We start from the raw sequence: 19,120 nt of genomic DNA, 5'->3' as shown, positions 1-19,120 counted from the left end.
ACTTACAACAAGTTGAACAATTCCTATCCTTTTTATATTCCAAAACAAAAAAGCTCTTACATCAACAAAACTGCTGATTCAGAGCCATTTTATCATAGGAGTTATCACCGACACACAGATCGAGTGATTGACCTCGGTTTATCTTGTATGCTTTTCTAATTCATTAAACTTCAGGTGTTTCGACTTTAATGCCACGTTCGTCAAAGACTCGTTGCGCCGATTTTAAAGCATTCAACACACGCGGAAATCCTGTATACGGAATAAGATGGATAATGCAACCAACAATTTCTTCTGGTTTTAATCCAACCGCTAATCCTGTTTTCACATGCATTTCAATTTGCGGCACTCCTTGAGCAACGAGAGCGGAAATCGTAGTAATCACCTTTTGTTTTTTATCAATTCCCGGTCGGGCATAAATATCACCAAACGCAAACTCAACTACATATTTCTCTAAATCTGGCGCAATATCATTAAATCCCTCACCAATATCCATATGGCCCGTAGGATTATTAGGCTCCGGTACAGTAAACTCCTTCACAACTTCAATCCCACGCTGATAACGATCTTTTGCCATTTTAAAATCCTCCTTAAAATTAAACACCACTTACCACCCTTACGGGTCGCTTGAAGTGGGGGCTTCTCGGTTCATCCCATCTATCGACAGGAAATTGACTGAGCTAACCCTCTTGTTCCAAAAGTTATGATCTTTATACTAATAAGCGCAATCCTTAACAAACCAAATCCCATCTTCTTCCTACCAATGCTAGTATATAATCTTTATATCAAGAAGTAAAATGCATGCAATAATTTCATAATCTTGCTAAAGATTGACAGAAAACTCCTTTATCTACATTACTCTCGTTTAGCGTAACCACCGTTTTGCCAAACCATATCAATCCAATCACTAGTAAAAGATTTATAGAGCAAATCGGGTTAGACTCACTCGTCTTTCCATACAACAACATGTGCTCCATCGAAGCTGAGCAAAATAAAGATAACCGTTAGGATAAGTGCTTATTCAACAAAAATCAGTCTTAATTCGCAAATACTTTTCAAACAACAGTTAGATATTTATCCACTACTATCCACGTACACTATATTGTATGGAGGCTTAATCATGCATTCAAGGTGACATATTAGAAAAGATAGTTTTGAAACACTGCTGTCTTCTATACGCTTCTTCTATCGTCACTTATCTCTCGTTTAATCTCACTAATACCGGCTTCTCTTCATGCCTATCAAATGTGGAACCATCTTAGCACACCCATTATTTTACCACAGCGACCGTCTTTACAATTTAAGTATGAGACTCACGATTTGTTTACCTGTACATATCGATTTCCTGCTGCACCTAAACCAAATAGAAAGATTAGGATCGATACGCCAACTAACGTGAGAAGGGGAATCGTCCAGCTATTCGTTATATCATACAAATACCCGAAAAGAGTTGGACCGATCGCTGCAAGCAAATATCCTATGGATTGAGCCATCCCAGAAAGCTCAGCTGCTTGTTGGGCATTCTCCGTCCGCAACCCGAAAAACATCATCGCTAAACTAAAAGCAGACCCGACTCCAATCCCTAAAAGGATAATCCAGAAAACAATGAAATTCACACTTCCATAAAGCAATCCAAAAATTCCAATTAAATATAATATCGTCGTAACAGTCACTAACGAACGCTGGCTCGACATTTGTCCTGCAAGGATCGGAACGATAAAAGTAAACGGAAGCAACGCTAACTGCATCAAGGATAGCAACCAACCCGATTCATCTACACCTAATCCTTGATGTTTTAAAATTTCCGGGAGCCAGGTGATAAGCACATAAAACACTAACGACTGTAATCCCATGAATAAAGTGACTTGCCACGCGAGGCCTGAGCGCCATAACGTCACAGGAGTACTGACCGTCGTTTGCTTTTGAGCGAAAACGACTTCCCTCTTACGGCGTTTCATTTGCGGTAACCAAAATAAAATCGAAACAAAACTAAGTATACCCCAAATTCCGAGTGCACCCTGCCATCCAAATCCAAGTCCAATTGCAATAGGAACACTAATTCCAGAAGCGATGGCTCCTAACAAGTTCATAGAAATGGAATACATGCCTGTCATCAAACCCATTCGAGTAGGGAACTCTCGTTTAATCAGGCTAGGCAATAACACATTCGCAACAGCAATAGCCAATCCAAGAATAACTGTTCCAATATATAAAGTAACGATTCCCGACAAAGAACGGAGAGCTATTCCGAGCATAAGAAATACGATAGACACAAAAATGACGACTTCAATACCAAATCGACGTGCTAACTTAGGCACAATCGGAGAGAAAAATGCAAAAGCTAACAATGGTAACGTCGTAATCATCCCTGCCAATGTATTCGAAATTTGAAGATCGTCCCGAATGAATCCAATTAAAGATCCTACCGAAGTTAACGGAGCCCGTAAATTCATAGCAACGAAGATAATTCCTATAATAAGGACCCAAGCTACCGATCGTTGGACATTTGATTCTGATTTATTTTGACCGTTCACGATTTCCCCTCCACGTCCTGAAACACTCCAAGATGCGAATCCTGCATTGGGCTAGTTATACGAAGAGATTATACACTTTTTAAGCAATAACATACACTAATCAACCCTCTATCAACAAAACCGTTGTTAGAGGGCTGTTCATGATATAAGAACGGCAACACAATCATATTGGATCAAAGGAGTAACGATAGATAAATGACCATTTCTTATCAAAACCATTTCGGTTGCTCAGAACAGATCAATACCACAATAAAGTTAGAAAGCGGTATTCATTAGGACGTTCTTGAAGCACTCTTCTTGAATCTGTGACCGTCTCCGCGCTTATATTCATGTTGAGTCTTGACCCTTAAATGCGACAACACAATTAAATAGAATGATAAGCGTGCAATAGAAAATCATTTCTATGCTGTAATTAGAAAAAATAAAGTTCGGTAGTGGTTTTAAGTCATTAAAACTCTGTCCAAATTTAGTATCAGTCATTAGAGCATAACATGACCACAATTCGTTAAACTACCAGTGATTGCTGCATGACGACTCACACCTAAGCGAAACGTTGTTATGAATCGATAGAACAAACCATACAAAAAAACTTACCTTTGAACATTCATCCCATGCCCCTTTTATTGAGGAGCTAAAACGTCTTTATAAAATGATGAGCAAACGTTTGTTGTTGTAAAATATGGTCAGAACGTTAAAAATAGTGGGTTAAATATCATTGAATAAGAAGCGTTTCACATCTACAATACTATTATTTTGCTTTTGTTATAAACATTTAACGCATTAGTTTTATTCGGAGCAGGAATGAGCGAAGGAAGAGTAGGGTTTGAGACTTGGTTTGCTATTGGAGCTTCACTTGTCATTTGGGGCATCTTTTACTTCATTCCATTCGTACGCCCCAATAAGATTCGGAAAATGTCTTGGCTTCTCATTATGGTAGTATTCTTATTCTTCTGAGAAACAGGTCTTGGCATAACGGTAGGTTTAATGATGAGTTAGAATTCGACTGAAGAAATCATCCTGATTGTGACGAAATCGGGTATGTTAAGCGAACATTCGGAGTATGAGAAAGACAAATTGTGGTAGAGCAACCTATACTATACCGAAATACCGATTCGATTATTTAGTATGGATGATTAGATTCGTTTTAATTTATAGTTTTTTCTAGGAAAGCACCTAGTATTTTAGATTGTTTTTTAAAATTAAGTATAATATCAGAAAGTGAAAAATCAGCAAAGGTTTTGGAACAATTATCGCAATTATAGGTTTATTGTTATAGTATTATCTTTTAGATTAAGCACTGAAAATATGAATGTTTAATTTGAAGCATAAAGAAATTCACAAGGACAGTTGTGTTGTAACAGAGGTCAAGTTTATATTCCGCAAATCCCTTCTTGGACCATTTCACTGTCACTGTTTCTCTTTAACAAGAGTCAAGCCCCCAACGTTCAACGTTTCTCTCCGCCTTTAGAGGCTTTTTACGCCTTCATTACATTAAGCCCAATATAATTTACCATGTAATTTTAGAATAGCTACTAACCTTTGCCAACAATGAAAACTTACACCGATAGGTACATCATAAAAATCATAAAGTTCCCACTAATCATTTACATGTAAATTATCATTTATTTTCATGCAATCCTTTTTGCAGTGCGTCTTCTTCATCATCCGTATATCCTGTAAATATTACTGCATCGATATCCGAATGATTAAAAACGTACGTGTATTCTTGATTCATGTAGCCCTCAGGATAAGGTACACCGATATAGTCAAACATGACGTCGCTTATTTGTTTACCCTCTGAATCTATCCCCTCTACTAATCGTTGTTTGCGTCCATAAATCATTAAACGCTTCGTTCCTTCTTTTAATAACACAATCGATCCATTTGGCAAATACTTTTTGATTTCAATTCACCCTTTTCAAATCCGTGCTTTATTTTGTGCAAATGAAATTTTATGAATTTTCACCATGTAAAACCTTTATTATTCGTATGTTTACGGGCAAATATAATTTCATCATTTTCGTTATCAGTTCCTATCATAATTTCCAAAACATAATAATCATATAATTCACCTAAGTCATCATCGCTAGGCCCTTTTATGTTCGTATCTTGACTAACAGTAGTTGCTAACGTTTTTGCACACATTTCACCTAGTTGTTCTTTTTCAGTTCTAGTCAACGTGTCGTTAACATGTAATGAACAGTAAATCGTATCGTCCTCTATGCCAATCACCGCATTCATAATTTCAGGATGACGATTCATTTCATTCATTGTAGATTGAAATATTTTTTCATCAACTGTCGGTAGCTTATGATGATCAACCATAAATAAGATGCTTAAACTAGCGACTGTCACCATTCCGACTAGGACAATCGATCCCCACCTTTTTCTCTCATTGTTTAAATTCAAATAAAGAAAGAGCAACGCCATAATTACGAGAATGATAGTCATTGTCCAGGATTGACTAAACAAGTGAAACACTCCAACACCTATTCCTAATAGAATACCGAGCAACCATACTTTTGGTAGTATCTTATCCGCTATAATGATGATACTTATAAAAACTCCCATTCCTAAAGCGGTATAAAGGAATTGAGTGAAACTTGCATTGATTGCAAACATGATGATTATAAAAACGATTAAGCCAATTATTGTACCTAAGTAAATAACAGAATTCTTTTCATGTTTCAAAAATTTGCCCCTCCTTAGATTTGGTTAGTTTATATAAAGATTTTAATATTAATGATTAGTTATACTTTTTCCACTCACTATGACTCACTATTTCGCGTCCTTGAGAATCTATAATAAGAATCTCTATTTGACCTGTCTCTATGTTTGTTCTGTAAATCATCGTCTTAACTTCATCAACTTTCGGAATGTAAACTCCTGGAAGTCTAGCCTCTTCTAACAGTTCTGAACCTAAACTAGTGACACCACCGATCGCCCCGGCCCCTGCAGTAGATATCGTCACATCTGTTAATAATCCAGCCCCACGTGTAGCAAGCGCAACAGCCACGCCTTTGCCTACTATGCCATGATAGCGCTGTGCTTTTGTCTGCTTATGTGTTTCTTCATAGTATTCATAACCTGGCTCTACTTTATAATGTAAATAGCCTTCGTTATCTACGCGATATTCGAGTATGCTTCCGTCTTCAAGTTGGAGATATTCGCTTGGAAGATCGTGTGGTTTATCATTGATATCAATTAAATAATCATTTAAATGAGAATATTTTGCCCGCAATGCTTCCTCTTGTTTCAAGGCCTTTTCTTTTGCTTTCTGATCTCCTTGTTTTTCAGCATACTCCTGTTCAATTTTAAGACGATTGATTTCGAGGTTGATCAGCCAAATTTCTTCAACTTCATAGCCGCCCTTTTCACCTTCCCAACTAATGCTTTTCTGTTTGTATCCGGCTAAAATTGCAGCAAACTCTTCCGGACTCATTTCTCCATTTTTGAACTTCTCATATTCTTTGTTTAAAGCTTTTTTTGACTCGGAATCTAACTTATTCAAAATAGGTTCCACTTCTTTTTTAAGGTCAGATTCAAACTTCTTTGCCTTTATATTTTCAGCCCATGACAAATCGAGTTTGTCTGTATTAAAACTACCGTGCGCTTCGCTCCATGCTCTTCCACTGCTCACTTCAACCAATCCCGCTTCGACATCTGCTAAAAGCTGATCAACCTCCGAAAAGATTTGTGCTGAATTTCCATGAAAAGTTATTAATCGATTAAGTTTGTCTTTAACTCTTGATTGTAAAAATCGCAGGGACGCAATCGCACCTGCTGTTGATAATACCGTAAGTGGAACAGCCTTTTGGATGGTTTCCAATGATTGAATGGAGGATTCGAATCTTAAAATTTGATCTTCCAATACATCTGATTGCAGGCTCTGTCAACTTCGGTGATGTAACGCTCAGGTAACTGTTGATGCGCCCGAATAACAGCTTCACTTAGCAAAATGATCCCTTCTGCTAATGGGAGATACGTTTTTGCAAAATAAGTTTTGGCCGAATCATATGTTTTTCCTTTTAAGCGAAACTCCATTGAAAATGCCGCAATACTTTTTTTAACTTCTTCCATACCAGAAATATACGACTGACAAAGTTTCTCCACTGATTCCGTTTGCTGTTGAACTTCCGGTAAAAACATATTAATGCTCATGAATTGCCTCCTATCAAAGCATTAAATTAATGCTTTAAAAACATCATGTTTTCAAATCATCGTCATCCATCGACAGCGAAAGTAGTCTTATTTCATGTTGTAATTCAGACTCTTTTTCTTTAAAAAGTTTTGCCTTTTGATTCAAAGAATGAATCTCATCTTTGAGTGCTTGTGTCATTTTTCGTTCGTGATTCTTTAATTCAATGTCGACATCTTGAACATAGTTACTCATCTCACCATGCTTCTAGCTGTAGTTCAAATCTTGAAACAGTCGATCACTTTTACGAAAAAGTAGATGAAGTTCATCCTCTGTTTGCAAAAGTTTTTTCTTTTCACTTGCAATAGCATACATATTTTCTCTTAATTTGTTTAACTTTTCGTTGATTCCAATTAGTTTTGTATCCATTTTCTGTTCCATCTTTATTTCCCCGTTCTATTGATAAAGTTCCGTTGTAAGCTATCGTCCATTTTTTCAAATTCAGCAGCGACACTCCGGATACGTTCAATATCTTTCTGCATAGCAGAAACAAAAGAACGGATAACTTTTTTCTCACCATTGATCGTTTCTTTTGCACGAGCATTCCCGGCCACAGTTGTCTTGTGTGCCAAATTAACTTCATAAACACTAAGCAATTGTAATGAATTATCTAACTCTGTAGCTATTTTTTGCGCAACCGCTTCCTTACTCCAAAGTATATTCATTCCAATCTCCTTTTCAATCCCATTTTGATCCATCTTCCTCTTTCCATTTTTGTATAAAATGAACATATAATCAATAGAGATAAAGGTTGTATAGATCGTTAAAGCATATACATTCGGATCGAAAAAGTAACTAAGTATTAGTATCAATTAACTAATGCAGGCTCCCCACTTCACTTTTTTAAAGACCAATTTTAAAAAAAGAATCCCTCCTCCTTCCCCATAAAACTGGAGCAAAAGTGACTTTACAATTTCAGTCTTGCTGCATAATCAACTTTATATAACACTTGTTATATAACGACCATATTATATAGAAGGACTGATTGAGCATGCCACCAAAGCCGAAATTTACGAAAGAACAAATTATCGATTCTGCTTTCCAAATTGCCAAAGAAGAAGGCATTGACAAGATAACAATTCGAAAAGTTGCGAATCATTTAGGCAGTTCCAGTGCACCGATCTACGTGAACTTCAAAGATGTGCAGAGCTCAAACGTGCAGTCATTAAAAAAAATCGTCGAATGGAGCAAGCAGATGATTCAGGAGCAACAGACAGGAAATCCTTTTACAGATATAGGTACTGCCATCCTTAAAATGGCTGTGGAATATCCTGTATTAATACGAGACTTTATCTTAAAACCAAACGAATATTTGAAGAATTATGACCAAGAGATGAGAGCTGACTTTCTCAATCTTATGAGGCAAACTCCAGAACTTGAAGGTTTTACAGAAGAAAAATTGATGACAATCCTATTAAAGATGAGAATTTTTCAAACAGGTCTTACCGTCATGGTAGCCAATAGATTGCTCCCCGAGACATTTGACCTCAATAAAATGATTCAACTTTCAGACAATACGGCCGAAGATATCGTCATAGCCACTCACCTGCGTAAGAAAGAAAAAAATAACCAGTGATTTAATTAGAAAAACGAAAGGAAGCTGTCAAAGTCAATCCGAACACGAAAGTAGATGTAAATACTACCGCTTGGCTACGATTTTTTAGTACTCCTGTTATCATCCTACTTCTTGCTTGGATAAGAATCACATGAACACAAATTAAAAATCGGTTAAAAAAGTTATCATTGAGAGGGAAAAGTGAAATAAAACACAAAACAGCGATCATTACTGGGGCGAATTCAGGAATTGGGAAGGAAACTACGTTAAAGTTTGCTAAAGAGGGCTATAAGGTGGTTATGGCTTGTCGCAATTTGGAGATCAGTAAGAATGTGCAACAACACATCATAAAAGCATCCAACAATGAACAGGTAGAGCTGATGGAACTTGATGTAGAAACGGACCAAACACATTAGTAGCAAATGTGAGTTCTATACGGTCGGCACTTTCACGATAAGGTGCACCGTGATTAAAATAACCTGCGTTATGAATCAGAATGTCAAGCTGATCATATTGACTTTGAAAGGATCGACAAAATTTATAAATGGAAAATGAGGATTAATTCATTGAGACAATCCGATAATCCTAGAATCCTGCATGCGGGGAGCAACATCATTAAACATTTCTTTGATCCTAAACGAAGTGAGCACAAAAATAGTAAAAAGGGATTTAGCGTCTATAACATGTATGCTGAATGAAGATGGCACTCACTTTATTAACGTTTAAGATGGTCGAAGAATTTGAACAAGAAGACATCAACGTCAATGCCTTGCAAATTAATGGGGCGAAAGTGTCCAAGGAAACACTTAAAAAATTCAAGTCACGTACAGAATAGTCGCCTGGGTACAAAATCTGCTTTTCCCTCCTGCCTCCTATATAGCAGAGAAGTATTTCAAGATATGCACTGCGGATGAATTCAAACATACGACAGGTAAACTATTCAACGATAAACTCGAAATCATGCAACCATCACCGAAAAAACATCCTGGTTTCAGCAAACAAATGAAACAAATGCTCAGTTCCAATATTTACCCAGCTTACGAAGAAAATACAAACATCAGCGAGAAGCTATGGACACATTGCAAAGAGGTTACTGAAAATCGAGCGGTTTCTGATGATTAACGTATACACACGATACAAAAATAACACGGCGCAAGATAAGTAGGCACATTGGATTTAGTCAAATTAAAAATATGAGTTGACCAAATGTGAACATCTTAAAACCAGCATTTAACCATTCTCCATCATTTGAATGAATTAAGAAAGTTTCATAGTTTGGATGTTCATCTGTTTTGCTTTTTTAAAATGACATCGTTGCCTTTATCGGTATCGACTTTTTATCCATTAAATCCTTTATTTAACCCGCCAAAATCCGTATACTCCAACCCTAAAAGTCTCTCTACTTGAGAAAAGTTCCCCATTGAAAGACACTTGAATTTATAAAGGAAGGGCAGCATACATAATAGCTGGTTCTCAACTGTATATTATGTTGGGAGAGTTTTGACAGGGAAGTGGTCTTTTTGCTTATTAGAGTTGAACTCAGATTGATAAACCTTCTAACAATAATGAATAAATAGTCGCACCAATGCCCATTCCACCATCTATTGGCGAAACAGTAGTATCGATTATCTTTATAACCCAAATCTTATTTCTTATTACTAGTAACCTCCTTGAGTTACTTCAAATCTTCTAATCTTTTAGCTCACACTAAAAGAAAATACAGTCTAAAATGCATAATCAATTTTAGCAATTGTAAATAAAATTACATTAATCCACCACAATTTTTTTACCATTGCTTATTGCGAATCTTTCAACATCCTGATTTGAATTTACCTTAGATCACAACGAGCAAGATAGATTTCACTCCAAAAGACTTCACACCCATGAGACCCATCCCACGCTTCACATAAGTCAATACAGTGACGCAAAAGCGAAGAATAGAGCTTTTGAGCCTAAAGATGGTTATTAATATAAATTTAGAAAATATTTGATATTTTTTAATTCCTTTGATAATATAGCACTAAAATATACAAATATAGCATATAACTTAACATATTATTCGTATATAAAACAATTTTTTTGGGGTCCTAACCTCTATCTGATGGAATTAAATTTTGGAGGGTGAATAATGAAGAAACAATTCATACTCTCTGTACTCGTAATCAATATAATAGCATTTTTAGCAGCTTGTGGTACAGAAAAAACTGAACAAGTCGATATCAATGACTATACTTACAGTTCTGAAAAAATTGAAGTATTTTTACCTGGTGAAAGTGAACCTTTAGAAACAATTACTGATAATCAGGCTATTGAACAATTCGTTGACAACCTTAATTTTGAGACATGGGAAGTCAAGAGTATTCCTGCTGGTTCGATAGAAGGAACAATCTACAAGCTGTATGATAGGGAAACAGCTAAATTTGGTGAGTCGATAGAGGATAAAGAGCTTTACGAATCTGGTTCGATTATCGTATATAGCAATGAACCGTACATTGAATTTAAAACGACATTCTTAAATTTTAGCTTTAAGGTGCCAGCTGAAGTCCAAAAAAGTTTGCTAAAATAACATTTTTCTCTAAATGTTGTTCTAAGATGAACCATTGTTTCCCAATCACTGTTTCAGTAATCAATCCGAAGATGAAATACTCTTTATAAACCAACCAGTTTAAACCGGGTGTTTTTTGTTCGAATTTTTTAAATAAGAAGTTCATTTTGTCATACGAGGTATTTATGAAAAAATGCACGATTAAATTTTTTGCCATCCTCAACTATCTGGTTTTTCTAGATAGTTGAGGAATTTTAATTTCCCGTACTTTGCTTACGGTTAAAGAAAGTCATTCTTACAATTTCACCTTACAGAAAGTGAACTTTCAAATATCTTGTGGACCTACGTCAATATTCAAGATTTCGAATCAGTTTCGCATAACTACTATTCATTTCTATATACCTCGTGAATGGCGGATAAATTTTTCAATGCCAACTCTTCAATATCATCTTTATAAGGCAAATGTTTTTCTAAGCTTTCTAGATAATGCTCTTTTTTATAATTCATCTTCTGATCACTGATTGGATGTTCCGCAATTAAATCCGTGTTATAACAGACATAAATTTTGTTGTCATATACTTGTAAACCTACGGTTTTTCCTATGTATCCTGGTGGTACAGAATACATGTTAGATTTGAAAGAAAACATATTTGCGGTGTTGACTTTCACAAGTATATGATTAATTTTGTAGAAATCTCTTATTTGTCTGTTTGGTAACGGGGAGGTTTCTTTCTTTTTGTATGTGTAAGATTGGGATTTTACCTGTCCCCTGATGATACTGGTGATTGATACGATTACATAATTGCTGCACAAAACTATGCAATTCTTCGTAATTAAACTTCCCTTGATAAGCATGGATTTCATCTAATAATTTCATTTTCTTTTTCTTGTAGTAACCGGTTGATAACCATTTAAATATTTTTCAACCGTACGGCGATCAACGTTAAGATCTCTCGCTAATTGACTTTTATTTATCTTCATTTGCAGACTCTCCATAAATAATTTTAATTTTGGTAAGTCTGTAAGCTCTTTTACTTCCACTTCTATGTTTACATCTAATTTTATAGCATAATATTCACCCCAGAATGTTATGAGAGATGTCAGCAATTTTTTTGGTAAGAACTTCATATAATAAAATCGACATCCTGACGGAAGAATATCAACTCGTCGTGAGCCATTCACGGTTATACGGTCAAAATCGAAGGTCAACGAAATGGCAACCCTACTCGAACTTAATGGCCAAACGTCTTTTGACACTTAAATATACAAGTTTTTACAGCCAACTCCCTACAGAATCAGAATCGTATTTTGAGGCTTGTACGGTTCCTGAAAAACAAGAAGCTTTGAAGCTACTAGCTACGGTATTGAAAGATGATAATTTTAACAAAATTACAGAAGCATTAATCATCGCATCCAAACATGACCATCCTTCCGTCGATTCAATTAAACAAGTATTCTATCAGTTCGTAAATGGTCGTGGAATTCGACAAGACATACACAACCCTTTACTTAGTATGCCATCTTGCGCATTACGATCAGCTTATGAAAGGAGCTAGTCTGAATTGAATCCGCAGATCCAAGAGTATGCCAAACGCTTAAAGTTAAGTTGGATTAGGGAACATTATCACGAGGTTCAGGCAGCATCGAATGAAGATTATCTTCTGTAGCTTTTTGAAAAAGAAATTCACCAACGAGAGGAACGAGGGATCAATCTTCTGCTTAAACAAGCAACGCTTCCGAAAGTAAGTGGCAACCCGTTCGACTGGACGGATATCATCCTTACGCAAGGATTAGATAAAGACTATTTATTAAATGGAACGTTTACAGCTCAACAAGAGAATCTTATCTTTTATGGTGGTGTAGGTACCGGTAAAACCTATTTAGCCACATTAATTGGAATGAATGCCATACAAGAGTACGGCATGTCCGTTAAGTTTTATACTATGGCCTCGTTAGTGAATCGTTTATTGGATGCGAATAAAAAAGCACGTTAAATCGACTTTTTAAGCAAATTGAAAAGCTAGATCTATTAATTTTGAATGAACTAGGCTACATACCGTTACATAAACAGGGGGTAGAATTACTCTTTCAGGTCATTTCCATGTGTTATGAAACTAAAAATATTATTGTGACGACTAACCTGCAGTTTGGTCAGTGGAACCATGTATTTGGTGACCCAATTCTAACAGAGGAAGTCATTGATCGACTCATCCATCATTCGCATTTGATTATGTTCAAAGGGGATAGTCACCGCTATAAAGAGTCGATTATTTCAAGGTAATATCAACGTTAGCAAGTGGTACATTTTTGATTGCCGTTTAATGCATTTTTTACTTGCCAAATACGGCTCATGGCTTGCCAGTTGCATACAGCTGTACAATTTGTTCTTTAAATTCTTTTGAAAAAATTCTTCTTTTCCTTTTGGTCATTCTCGATTCTCCTCCGATTTGAGTTGAATCAAGTCTATATGGCCTTAACAAATGTGTCCAACTAAGTGTAACCAATTCAAGTAATCTATCGAAGGATTAAAAATAGTTTAACTTATTGAATTCTTTGCATACCAAACATTTAAAAAGAACGGTTACGTAGTATAAAATAGGTTCACGTAGAATGCGAAAATATAGCGATAACTCTCAACCTTCTGAAAGTGGCGAGGATCCGTTTAGATATTTTCAGAAGCGAACCAAAAAATAAAAATAAGGGGGTGAAAAACAAATGTTTTTCAGCCACCTGATTTATACTAGGGGACTTTTAAACATCCCCTTCACAAAACACCTCAGTTTTTATTCACATTCAACATAAACGCCTTAATCTTGCTTGCATCTTTCTCTCCGTGCTTCGCTTCAACACCTGTTAAAACGTCGACAGCGAACGGATTCACGTCACGCACGATCGATTGAACGTTGTCTGGATTCAATCCACCAGCAAGAATAACAGGCAATGCTGACGATTGTTGAATCGTTTGAAATGTCGTGAGATCGACCATCACACCTGTCCCACCTGGCATCGATTCCGTGTACGAGTCAACAAGAATCGCTGACACACCCGATTTTGATAAAGCTTGTGCTGCTTCGGTTGGATCATCGATGTCAAACTTACATTTTCCTTCACTGTCAATTCGTAACGCTTTAATCGTTTTTATCCCGATTTCTCGTAATTCACGCGCGATCGTTGTCACGTCTTCTAACGTTTCTTCGTAATGCAATTGAACAACGTTCGGACGTGTTTTTTTAGCGAGAGAAACAACTTTTTCAACCGCTCCACCCGTAACGATACACGTGTTAACAAATGGGGGAACAGCTTGAATCAACTCTTTTGCTTGATTACGCGTTAAATTCCATGGCACAGAAACAGGAAATTCAACGACAAAACCAAGCGTGTGTACACCTGCCTGTACACAATGAGTAAGATCGTTTTCGTTCATTAAGCCACAAACTTTCACTCGTATCATGAATGAATTACCCTCTCGTTGCACTTAACTTTTGATACATGTCCGCTGGATCGTCAGCTTGCAAAATTGCCGTTCCAACTAAAACTCCGTGAGCACCTGCTTTAGTTGCACGACGAACATCTTGCGGTGATGCGATCGAGCTTTCACTTAAAATAAACGCATCAGACGGGGCGTAAGAAATGAGATTTTCAGTGTTGGCTACGGTTCCATCGTCAAGTTCCAATTCGACGATATTTCGATTATTAATGCCGACAAATGTTAACTCTAACTCACGAGCGATTTGTAATTCTGTTTTGCTATGTGTTTCTACTAACGGTTCAAGTCCGAGTGACAATGCATCTTCATATAGTTGAAAAAGCTGTTCTTTTTTTAACATCGACACAATGAGTAAAATCGCACTTGCTCCCGCATCAACAGTCTCAATTAAATCACTCTTTTGTTGAATAAAGTCTTTGCGTAACACCGGAACTTTCGTATGTTCGACAATACGTTGCAAAAGCTCAAGTGAACCATCAAAATGCTCTGGTTCTGTAACGACAGAAAGCGTTCGGGCTCCAGCTTCGACTAATTGTTCTGCGATATCGACTGGATTTCGACCCAAAAGCAAACCTCCTTCTGCAGGAGATTTACATTTAATATCGGGAATAACCGGCGTCTGACCACTTCGATACTGTTCCCAAAGCGCTGACGTGTAACGTGTTGTTGAAAGTGTCATGTTAAATCACCACGTTAAATTTATTTGAAGCGGAAATGAGTTTGTGTAATTTGTCTTCCGCTGCTCCACTATCAATTAATTCATTTGCAAGTTTAATTCCTTCAGAAAATGATCCAGCTTTTTCACCGATCATTAACGCACCTGCAGCATTTAAGACAACCGCTTCACGACGCGGTCCTTTATCTTGACCAGAAAAGACATTTCGAATCATATCCGCATTTTCTTTTGGTGTTCCTGTCGCAATTTCTTCGAGTGTACATCGAGATAACCCAAACTCTTCTGGTGTAATTTCATAAGTCGACAGTTTACCATGATTGATTTCATTAATTTTCGTACTACCCAAAAGTGAAATTTCATCGAGTCCGTCCAGTCCATGAACAATTAAGGCGCGTTCGTAACCAACCGCCATCGCAACTTCAGCGACCGTATCTAACAAATCAGGCTTATACACGCCTAACACATGTCTTGAAGCCCGTGATGGATTAATTAACGGTCCAATAATCGTGTAAAAAATCGTTTTTATGCCTAAATCCTTTTCTGGTGGCAACACTTTCCCCATCACTGGGTGAAAGAGCGGAGCATAAAGGAATGCAATTCCAACATCCTCTATCAATTCTTCAATAGCTTCTGGGCTTATATGAATATTCACACCGAGTTCTTCAAGCACATCTGCACTTCCTGATAAACTAGCAATCGAACGACTTCCGTGTTTAGCAACGGGAATTCCAGCTGCAGCAGCGACAAAAGCAACCGACGTGGATATGTTAAATGTACTTAAACCTCCGCCTGTTCCACACGTATCCATCAATTTCTCATCAACCTTCGGTTCGATTGGAATACAATTATCTCGCATCGCTTTCGCAATCGCAGAAATCTCCGATAACGTTGGACCTTTCATTAACAATGCGACTTGAAAACCTGCAATTTGCACTTCACTCAGCTCATCGTTTTTAATCGCAACGATCAACTCATAAATCTCTTTTTCTGTTAAATTTTCCTTTAATGTTAACTTTTGCAAAATATCTTTTATCATCTCAACTCAGCTCCTCTAGTAAGCGATTATTTACTTTCTATTGCTTTTTTCATTTCACGCACGTAACGACCGACATGCGGAACGCAATCCTTTCCATATTCCGCAATCATTTTCACAATCGCACTACCGACGATCACGCCGTCGGAAATCCCTGCCATTCGTGCCGCCTGCTTCGGTGTTGAAATTCCAAACCCGATCGCACACGGGATGTCTTTCACCTCCTTCACAAGTTGAATCATCTGTTGCACATCATTGCCTAGTTCCTTACGCACTCCCGTGACCCCCATTGAGGATACGCAATAAATGAACCCTTCCGCATCGTTGGCGATCATACGGATGCGCTCATTCGACGTCGGTGCAATCATCGAAATTAACGTAACATCGTGTGCTTGACAGACGGACTGGAGTTCTTCTCGCTCTTCGAATGGCAAATCAGGAACGATAATTGCACAGACGTCTGCTTCTTGGCAATTTTTCATAAAACGTTCTACACCATACGTAAAAATCGGATTAATATACGTCATAAACGCAATCGGCACTTGATTCGTTGTACGAATGCGACGAACCATTTCAAAAATATGATCCGTTGTCGTCCCTGCATTTAGCGCACGAATATCGGCTTCTTGAATAACGGGACCTTCGGCAATCGGATCCGAAAATGGAATGCCAAGTTCAATTAAATCTGCGCCTGCGTCTGTCATTTCATGGACAAGCTTTTCCGTAATGTCTAACGATGGATCACCTGCGGTAATAAATGGGATAAACGCTTTTCCTTTCGCAAACACTTGCTTTAGATTACTCATTGATGTCCACCCCTTTATATCGCGCAATCGCGGCAACATCTTTATCTCCGCGACCAGACAGACAAATGACAATCGTTTCGTCACGCCTCATCGTTGGAGCTAGCTTTTGAGCGTAAGCAACCGCATGAGCACTTTCAATCGCTGGAATAATTCCTTCAATACGCGATAAATATTCAAAAGCCACGACCGCCTCATCATCCGTAACAGGTACGTATTCCGCTCGCCCGATATCTTTTAAATAGGCATGTTCTGGCCCGACTCCTGGATAATCAAGACCTGCTGAAATCGAATGTACAGGAGCGATCTGTCCATACTCATCTTGACAAAAATAAGACTTCATGCCGTGAAAAATGCCGAGCGTTCCTGTCGCCATCGTCGCAGCCGTCCGATTGGTATCGACGCCTTGACCCGCTGCTTCACAACCGATTAAACGAACGTCTTCATCTTCAATAAAATTGTAAAACGCCCCAATCGCGTTGCTTCCACCTCCAACGCAAGCCAGCACGGCATCGGGAAGCTTTCCTTCTTGTTCGAGCATTTGCTGTTTCAGCTCTTTCCCAATAACACTTTGAAAATCACGCACGATCGTCGGAAAAGGATGGGGTCCCATGACGGAACCGAGCACATAATGCGTATCATGAACGCGCTGTGTCCATTCACGCATCGTTTCATTAACAGCATCTTTTAACGTCTGTGTCCCACTCGTCACGGGATGGACCTTTGCACCGAGCAACTCCATGCGAAACACGTTCAGCGCTTGCCTTTCAGTATCTTCTTTTCCCATAAAAATTTCACACTCTAAGCCAAGTAACGCTGCAGCCGTTGCTGTCGCGACACCGTGTTGACCAGCCCCCGTTTCCGCAATTACACGCGTTTTCCCCATTCGTTTCGCAAGCAGCGTTTGACCGAGGACATTGTTAATTTTATGCGAACCGGTATGATTCAAATCTTCGCGTTTTAAATAAATTTTCGCACCGCCTAAATCTTCCGTCATTTTTTCTGCAAAATAAAGAAGCGATGGACGACCAGCATAACGATTAAATAACTCCGTTATTTCAGCTTTGAACTCTGAATCGTTTTTAAAATGCTCATACGCTTCTTCAAGCTCAATGATAGCACTCATTAACGTCTCCGGAATATACTGTCCACCATGGACTCCAAATCTACCTTTCGACATTTCCTATCTCCCTCTGTTCATCACTTGAAACGTTTATCAAAATCAAAAAAAGCTTTCATCCCTCAACTAGGGACAAAAGCTTTCACTTCTGCGGTACCACCCAAATTGGCATAAAAATGCCCACTCATCATCTCATGATAACGGAATCGTTCCGTAAGCGCCTACTCTCATTCGATTTCGGGCTTCCCTCACAAGTCCATTCGGAAACGTCCTTGTAACCGAACTTACACCAGCCGTCGGCTCTCTACATACAAAGAAACGTTCCTACTACTCTTGATCAACAGTTTACTAATTTTCGTATATTTTAGCATTGATTGTGTATGTTGTCTACTTTTTTTAAAGCGTTGCATTTTACGAATTTGAAAAGGAATCAATGTTTAAATCGATTGGCAAAATCGTTTTCATCATTGTATCATCTCGTTCTTCTTTCGGTGTTCTTGCCATGCGATAATCGAGATTTGCTTCAAACACGATATTTCTAGCAAGATCAGCATTTCCGAATGTCTGATCACGCGTTTCATATGCGTGTTTATAATAATGAATAAGCTTATCATACGCTTCCGAACTTAAACGATAGCCTCTATCGATAAGAAACAATTCGCTTATTTAGATTAACTCGGTTGGTGTATAATCTTTAAACTCAATTCGCTTTGCAAACCGACGTCGCAAACTATCATTACTATTTAAAAATTGCTCCATATTCGCTTCATAGCTTGCTGCAATCACGAGAAATGCGCCACGCCGATCTTCCATTTATTTTAATAGAACTTCAATTGCTTTATGCCCAGGATCGTTCGCGCCATACTGAGTCAATTGATAGGCTCATCGATAAACAACGTTCCTCCGATCGCATCATCGATAGGCTTCGCTGTCAACTTTTCAGTTTCACCAGTAGCCATGAAGAGTAAATTTATATCTCTTACTCTTTGATGATGGGAAAATCACCTATCCATAGTTGTTAATTTTTACCAGTTGGTCTTCCTCTTTTTTGAGTCGAAACGAACCGAATTTCTGTTTTTGACTTTTTAAATTGTGGATAACTCAAGTTTCCCTTTTTTTCTATCACATCCTTTGGTACAATAAAACCACTAGGTAAACCGAATTTGAATCGG

General features: G+C 37.8%; 21 protein-coding genes, 2 pseudogenes and 1 other annotated feature. Of the genes and pseudogenes, 4 read left to right on the top strand and 19 right to left on the bottom strand.

Going from position 1 to position 19,120, the window contains the following annotated elements:
* Positions 1 to 163: 163 nt before the first annotated feature.
* The 9 genes from ABU914_RS13475 to ABU914_RS13435 all read right to left on the bottom strand — a co-directional run bounded on the left by ABU914_RS13475 (position 164) and on the right by ABU914_RS13435 (position 7,427).
* Positions 164 to 574, bottom strand: a complete 411-nt coding sequence (locus tag ABU914_RS13475; RefSeq protein WP_379670229.1) for a carboxymuconolactone decarboxylase family protein — start codon at positions 572 to 574, stop codon at positions 164 to 166.
* A gap of 736 nt (positions 575 to 1,310) precedes the next feature.
* Positions 1,311 to 2,531, bottom strand: coding sequence for a CynX/NimT family MFS transporter (locus tag ABU914_RS13470; protein ID WP_379670228.1), 1,221 nt, complete (start codon positions 2,529 to 2,531; stop codon positions 1,311 to 1,313).
* Positions 2,532 to 4,149: 1,618 nt separating this feature from the next.
* Positions 4,150 to 4,440 carry a DUF4176 domain-containing protein gene (locus ABU914_RS13465; RefSeq protein ID WP_379670235.1) on the bottom strand — a complete coding sequence of 97 codons (291 nt, stop codon included), beginning with the start codon at positions 4,438 to 4,440 and terminating at the stop codon, positions 4,150 to 4,152.
* Between the two features lie 53 nt (positions 4,441 to 4,493).
* On the bottom strand, positions 4,494 to 5,222 hold the full coding sequence (locus ABU914_RS13460) for a hypothetical protein (RefSeq protein WP_379670227.1): 729 nt from the start codon (positions 5,220 to 5,222) through the stop codon (positions 4,494 to 4,496).
* A 55-nt stretch (positions 5,223 to 5,277) separates the two neighbouring features.
* Positions 5,278 to 6,402: a hypothetical protein gene (locus ABU914_RS13455; protein ID WP_379670226.1), complete on the bottom strand. Its 1,125-nt coding sequence runs from the start codon at positions 6,400 to 6,402 to the stop codon at positions 5,278 to 5,280.
* Positions 6,384 to 6,692 carry a T7SS effector LXG polymorphic toxin gene (locus tag ABU914_RS13450; protein ID WP_379670225.1) on the bottom strand — a complete coding sequence of 103 codons (309 nt, stop codon included), beginning with the start codon at positions 6,690 to 6,692 and terminating at the stop codon, positions 6,384 to 6,386. The genes ABU914_RS13455 and ABU914_RS13450 overlap by 19 nt, the downstream gene beginning before the upstream one ends.
* 43 nt (positions 6,693 to 6,735) lie before the next feature.
* Positions 6,736 to 6,924: a hypothetical protein gene (locus tag ABU914_RS13445; protein ID WP_379670224.1), complete on the bottom strand. Its 189-nt coding sequence runs from the start codon at positions 6,922 to 6,924 to the stop codon at positions 6,736 to 6,738.
* Positions 6,925 to 6,936: 12 nt separating this feature from the next.
* Positions 6,937 to 7,110, bottom strand: coding sequence for a hypothetical protein (locus ABU914_RS13440; protein ID WP_379670223.1), 174 nt, complete (start codon positions 7,108 to 7,110; stop codon positions 6,937 to 6,939).
* A gap of 2 nt (positions 7,111 to 7,112) precedes the next feature.
* The gene (locus ABU914_RS13435; protein ID WP_379670222.1) at positions 7,113 to 7,427 is read right to left on the bottom strand and encodes a TIGR04197 family type VII secretion effector; all 315 of its coding nucleotides are present in this window, start codon (positions 7,425 to 7,427) and stop codon (positions 7,113 to 7,115) included.
* A 293-nt stretch (positions 7,428 to 7,720) separates the two neighbouring features.
* Between ABU914_RS13435 and ABU914_RS13430 the strand changes: the two genes are divergently transcribed.
* The 3 genes from ABU914_RS13430 to ABU914_RS13420 all read left to right on the top strand — a co-directional run bounded on the left by ABU914_RS13430 (position 7,721) and on the right by ABU914_RS13420 (position 10,850).
* Positions 7,721 to 8,305: a TetR/AcrR family transcriptional regulator gene (locus tag ABU914_RS13430; protein ID WP_379670234.1), complete on the top strand. Its 585-nt coding sequence runs from the start codon at positions 7,721 to 7,723 to the stop codon at positions 8,303 to 8,305.
* A gap of 167 nt (positions 8,306 to 8,472) precedes the next feature.
* Complete coding sequence (locus tag ABU914_RS13425; protein WP_379670221.1) at positions 8,473 to 8,700, top strand: SDR family NAD(P)-dependent oxidoreductase; 228 nt, start codon at positions 8,473 to 8,475, stop codon at positions 8,698 to 8,700.
* 1,712 nt (positions 8,701 to 10,412) lie between these two features.
* Entirely contained in the window at positions 10,413 to 10,850 is a 438-nt protein-coding gene (locus ABU914_RS13420) for a hypothetical protein (RefSeq protein WP_379670220.1), read from the top strand.
* A gap of 363 nt (positions 10,851 to 11,213) precedes the next feature.
* Here ABU914_RS13420 and ABU914_RS13415 read toward each other — a convergent pair.
* The 3 genes and pseudogenes from ABU914_RS13415 to ABU914_RS13405 form a co-directional block, all read right to left on the bottom strand.
* Positions 11,214 to 11,706: pseudogene (locus tag ABU914_RS13415) on the bottom strand (Mu transposase domain-containing protein); the annotation flags it as partial.
* Positions 11,703 to 11,957 carry a hypothetical protein gene (locus ABU914_RS13410; protein WP_379670219.1) on the bottom strand — a complete coding sequence of 85 codons (255 nt, stop codon included), beginning with the start codon at positions 11,955 to 11,957 and terminating at the stop codon, positions 11,703 to 11,705. The gene ABU914_RS13410 and the pseudogene ABU914_RS13415, both read right to left, overlap by 4 nt.
* Positions 11,958 to 12,102: 145 nt before the next feature.
* Positions 12,103 to 12,246, bottom strand: a complete 144-nt coding sequence (locus tag ABU914_RS13405; protein WP_379670218.1) for a hypothetical protein — start codon at positions 12,244 to 12,246, stop codon at positions 12,103 to 12,105.
* 145 nt (positions 12,247 to 12,391) lie between these two features.
* On the opposite strand from ABU914_RS13405, the pseudogene istB reads away from it, so the two are divergent.
* Positions 12,392 to 13,110 (top strand): annotated as a pseudogene (gene istB / locus ABU914_RS13400) (IS21-like element helper ATPase IstB).
* A gap of 495 nt (positions 13,111 to 13,605) precedes the next feature.
* On the opposite strand, the gene ABU914_RS13395 reads toward istB, so the two are convergent.
* The 7 genes from ABU914_RS13395 to ABU914_RS13365 all read right to left on the bottom strand — a co-directional run bounded on the left by ABU914_RS13395 (position 13,606) and on the right by ABU914_RS13365 (position 18,761).
* Positions 13,606 to 14,280: a phosphoribosylanthranilate isomerase gene (locus ABU914_RS13395; protein WP_379670217.1), complete on the bottom strand. Its 675-nt coding sequence runs from the start codon at positions 14,278 to 14,280 to the stop codon at positions 13,606 to 13,608.
* 7 nt (positions 14,281 to 14,287) lie between these two features.
* Entirely contained in the window at positions 14,288 to 14,995 is a 708-nt protein-coding gene (locus ABU914_RS13390) for an indole-3-glycerol-phosphate synthase (RefSeq protein WP_379670216.1), read from the bottom strand.
* Position 14,996: 1 nt separating this feature from the next.
* Positions 14,997 to 16,028, bottom strand: coding sequence for an anthranilate phosphoribosyltransferase (trpD, locus tag ABU914_RS13385; protein WP_379670215.1), 1,032 nt, complete (start codon positions 16,026 to 16,028; stop codon positions 14,997 to 14,999).
* 26 nt (positions 16,029 to 16,054) lie between these two features.
* A complete protein-coding gene (gene trpA / locus ABU914_RS13380) occupies positions 16,055 to 16,831 on the bottom strand; it encodes a tryptophan synthase subunit alpha (protein ID WP_379670214.1) in 777 nt (258 codons plus the stop codon).
* Positions 16,824 to 18,008, bottom strand: a complete 1,185-nt coding sequence (trpB, locus tag ABU914_RS13375) for a tryptophan synthase subunit beta (RefSeq protein ID WP_379670213.1) — start codon at positions 18,006 to 18,008, stop codon at positions 16,824 to 16,826. Before trpB ends, trpA begins: the two co-directional genes overlap by 8 nt.
* Positions 18,009 to 18,073: 65 nt before the next feature.
* Positions 18,074 to 18,298, bottom strand: a binding site (T-box leader).
* A gap of 61 nt (positions 18,299 to 18,359) precedes the next feature.
* Positions 18,360 to 18,605 (bottom strand): hypothetical protein, encoded by a 246-nt coding sequence (locus ABU914_RS13370; protein WP_379670212.1) that lies wholly within the window; start codon positions 18,603 to 18,605, stop codon positions 18,360 to 18,362.
* Positions 18,606 to 18,614: 9 nt separating this feature from the next.
* Positions 18,615 to 18,761, bottom strand: a complete 147-nt coding sequence (locus tag ABU914_RS13365; protein WP_379670211.1) for a hypothetical protein — start codon at positions 18,759 to 18,761, stop codon at positions 18,615 to 18,617.
* Positions 18,762 to 19,120 lie beyond the last annotated feature (359 nt).

It is taken from the genome of Pueribacillus sp. YX66 (assembly GCF_041725775.1).
Lineage (GTDB): Bacteria > Bacillota > Bacilli > Bacillales > UBA6769 > Pueribacillus.
The sequence above is the reverse complement of the archived record's forward strand: the minus strand, read 5'-3'. Positions and strand labels throughout refer to the sequence as shown.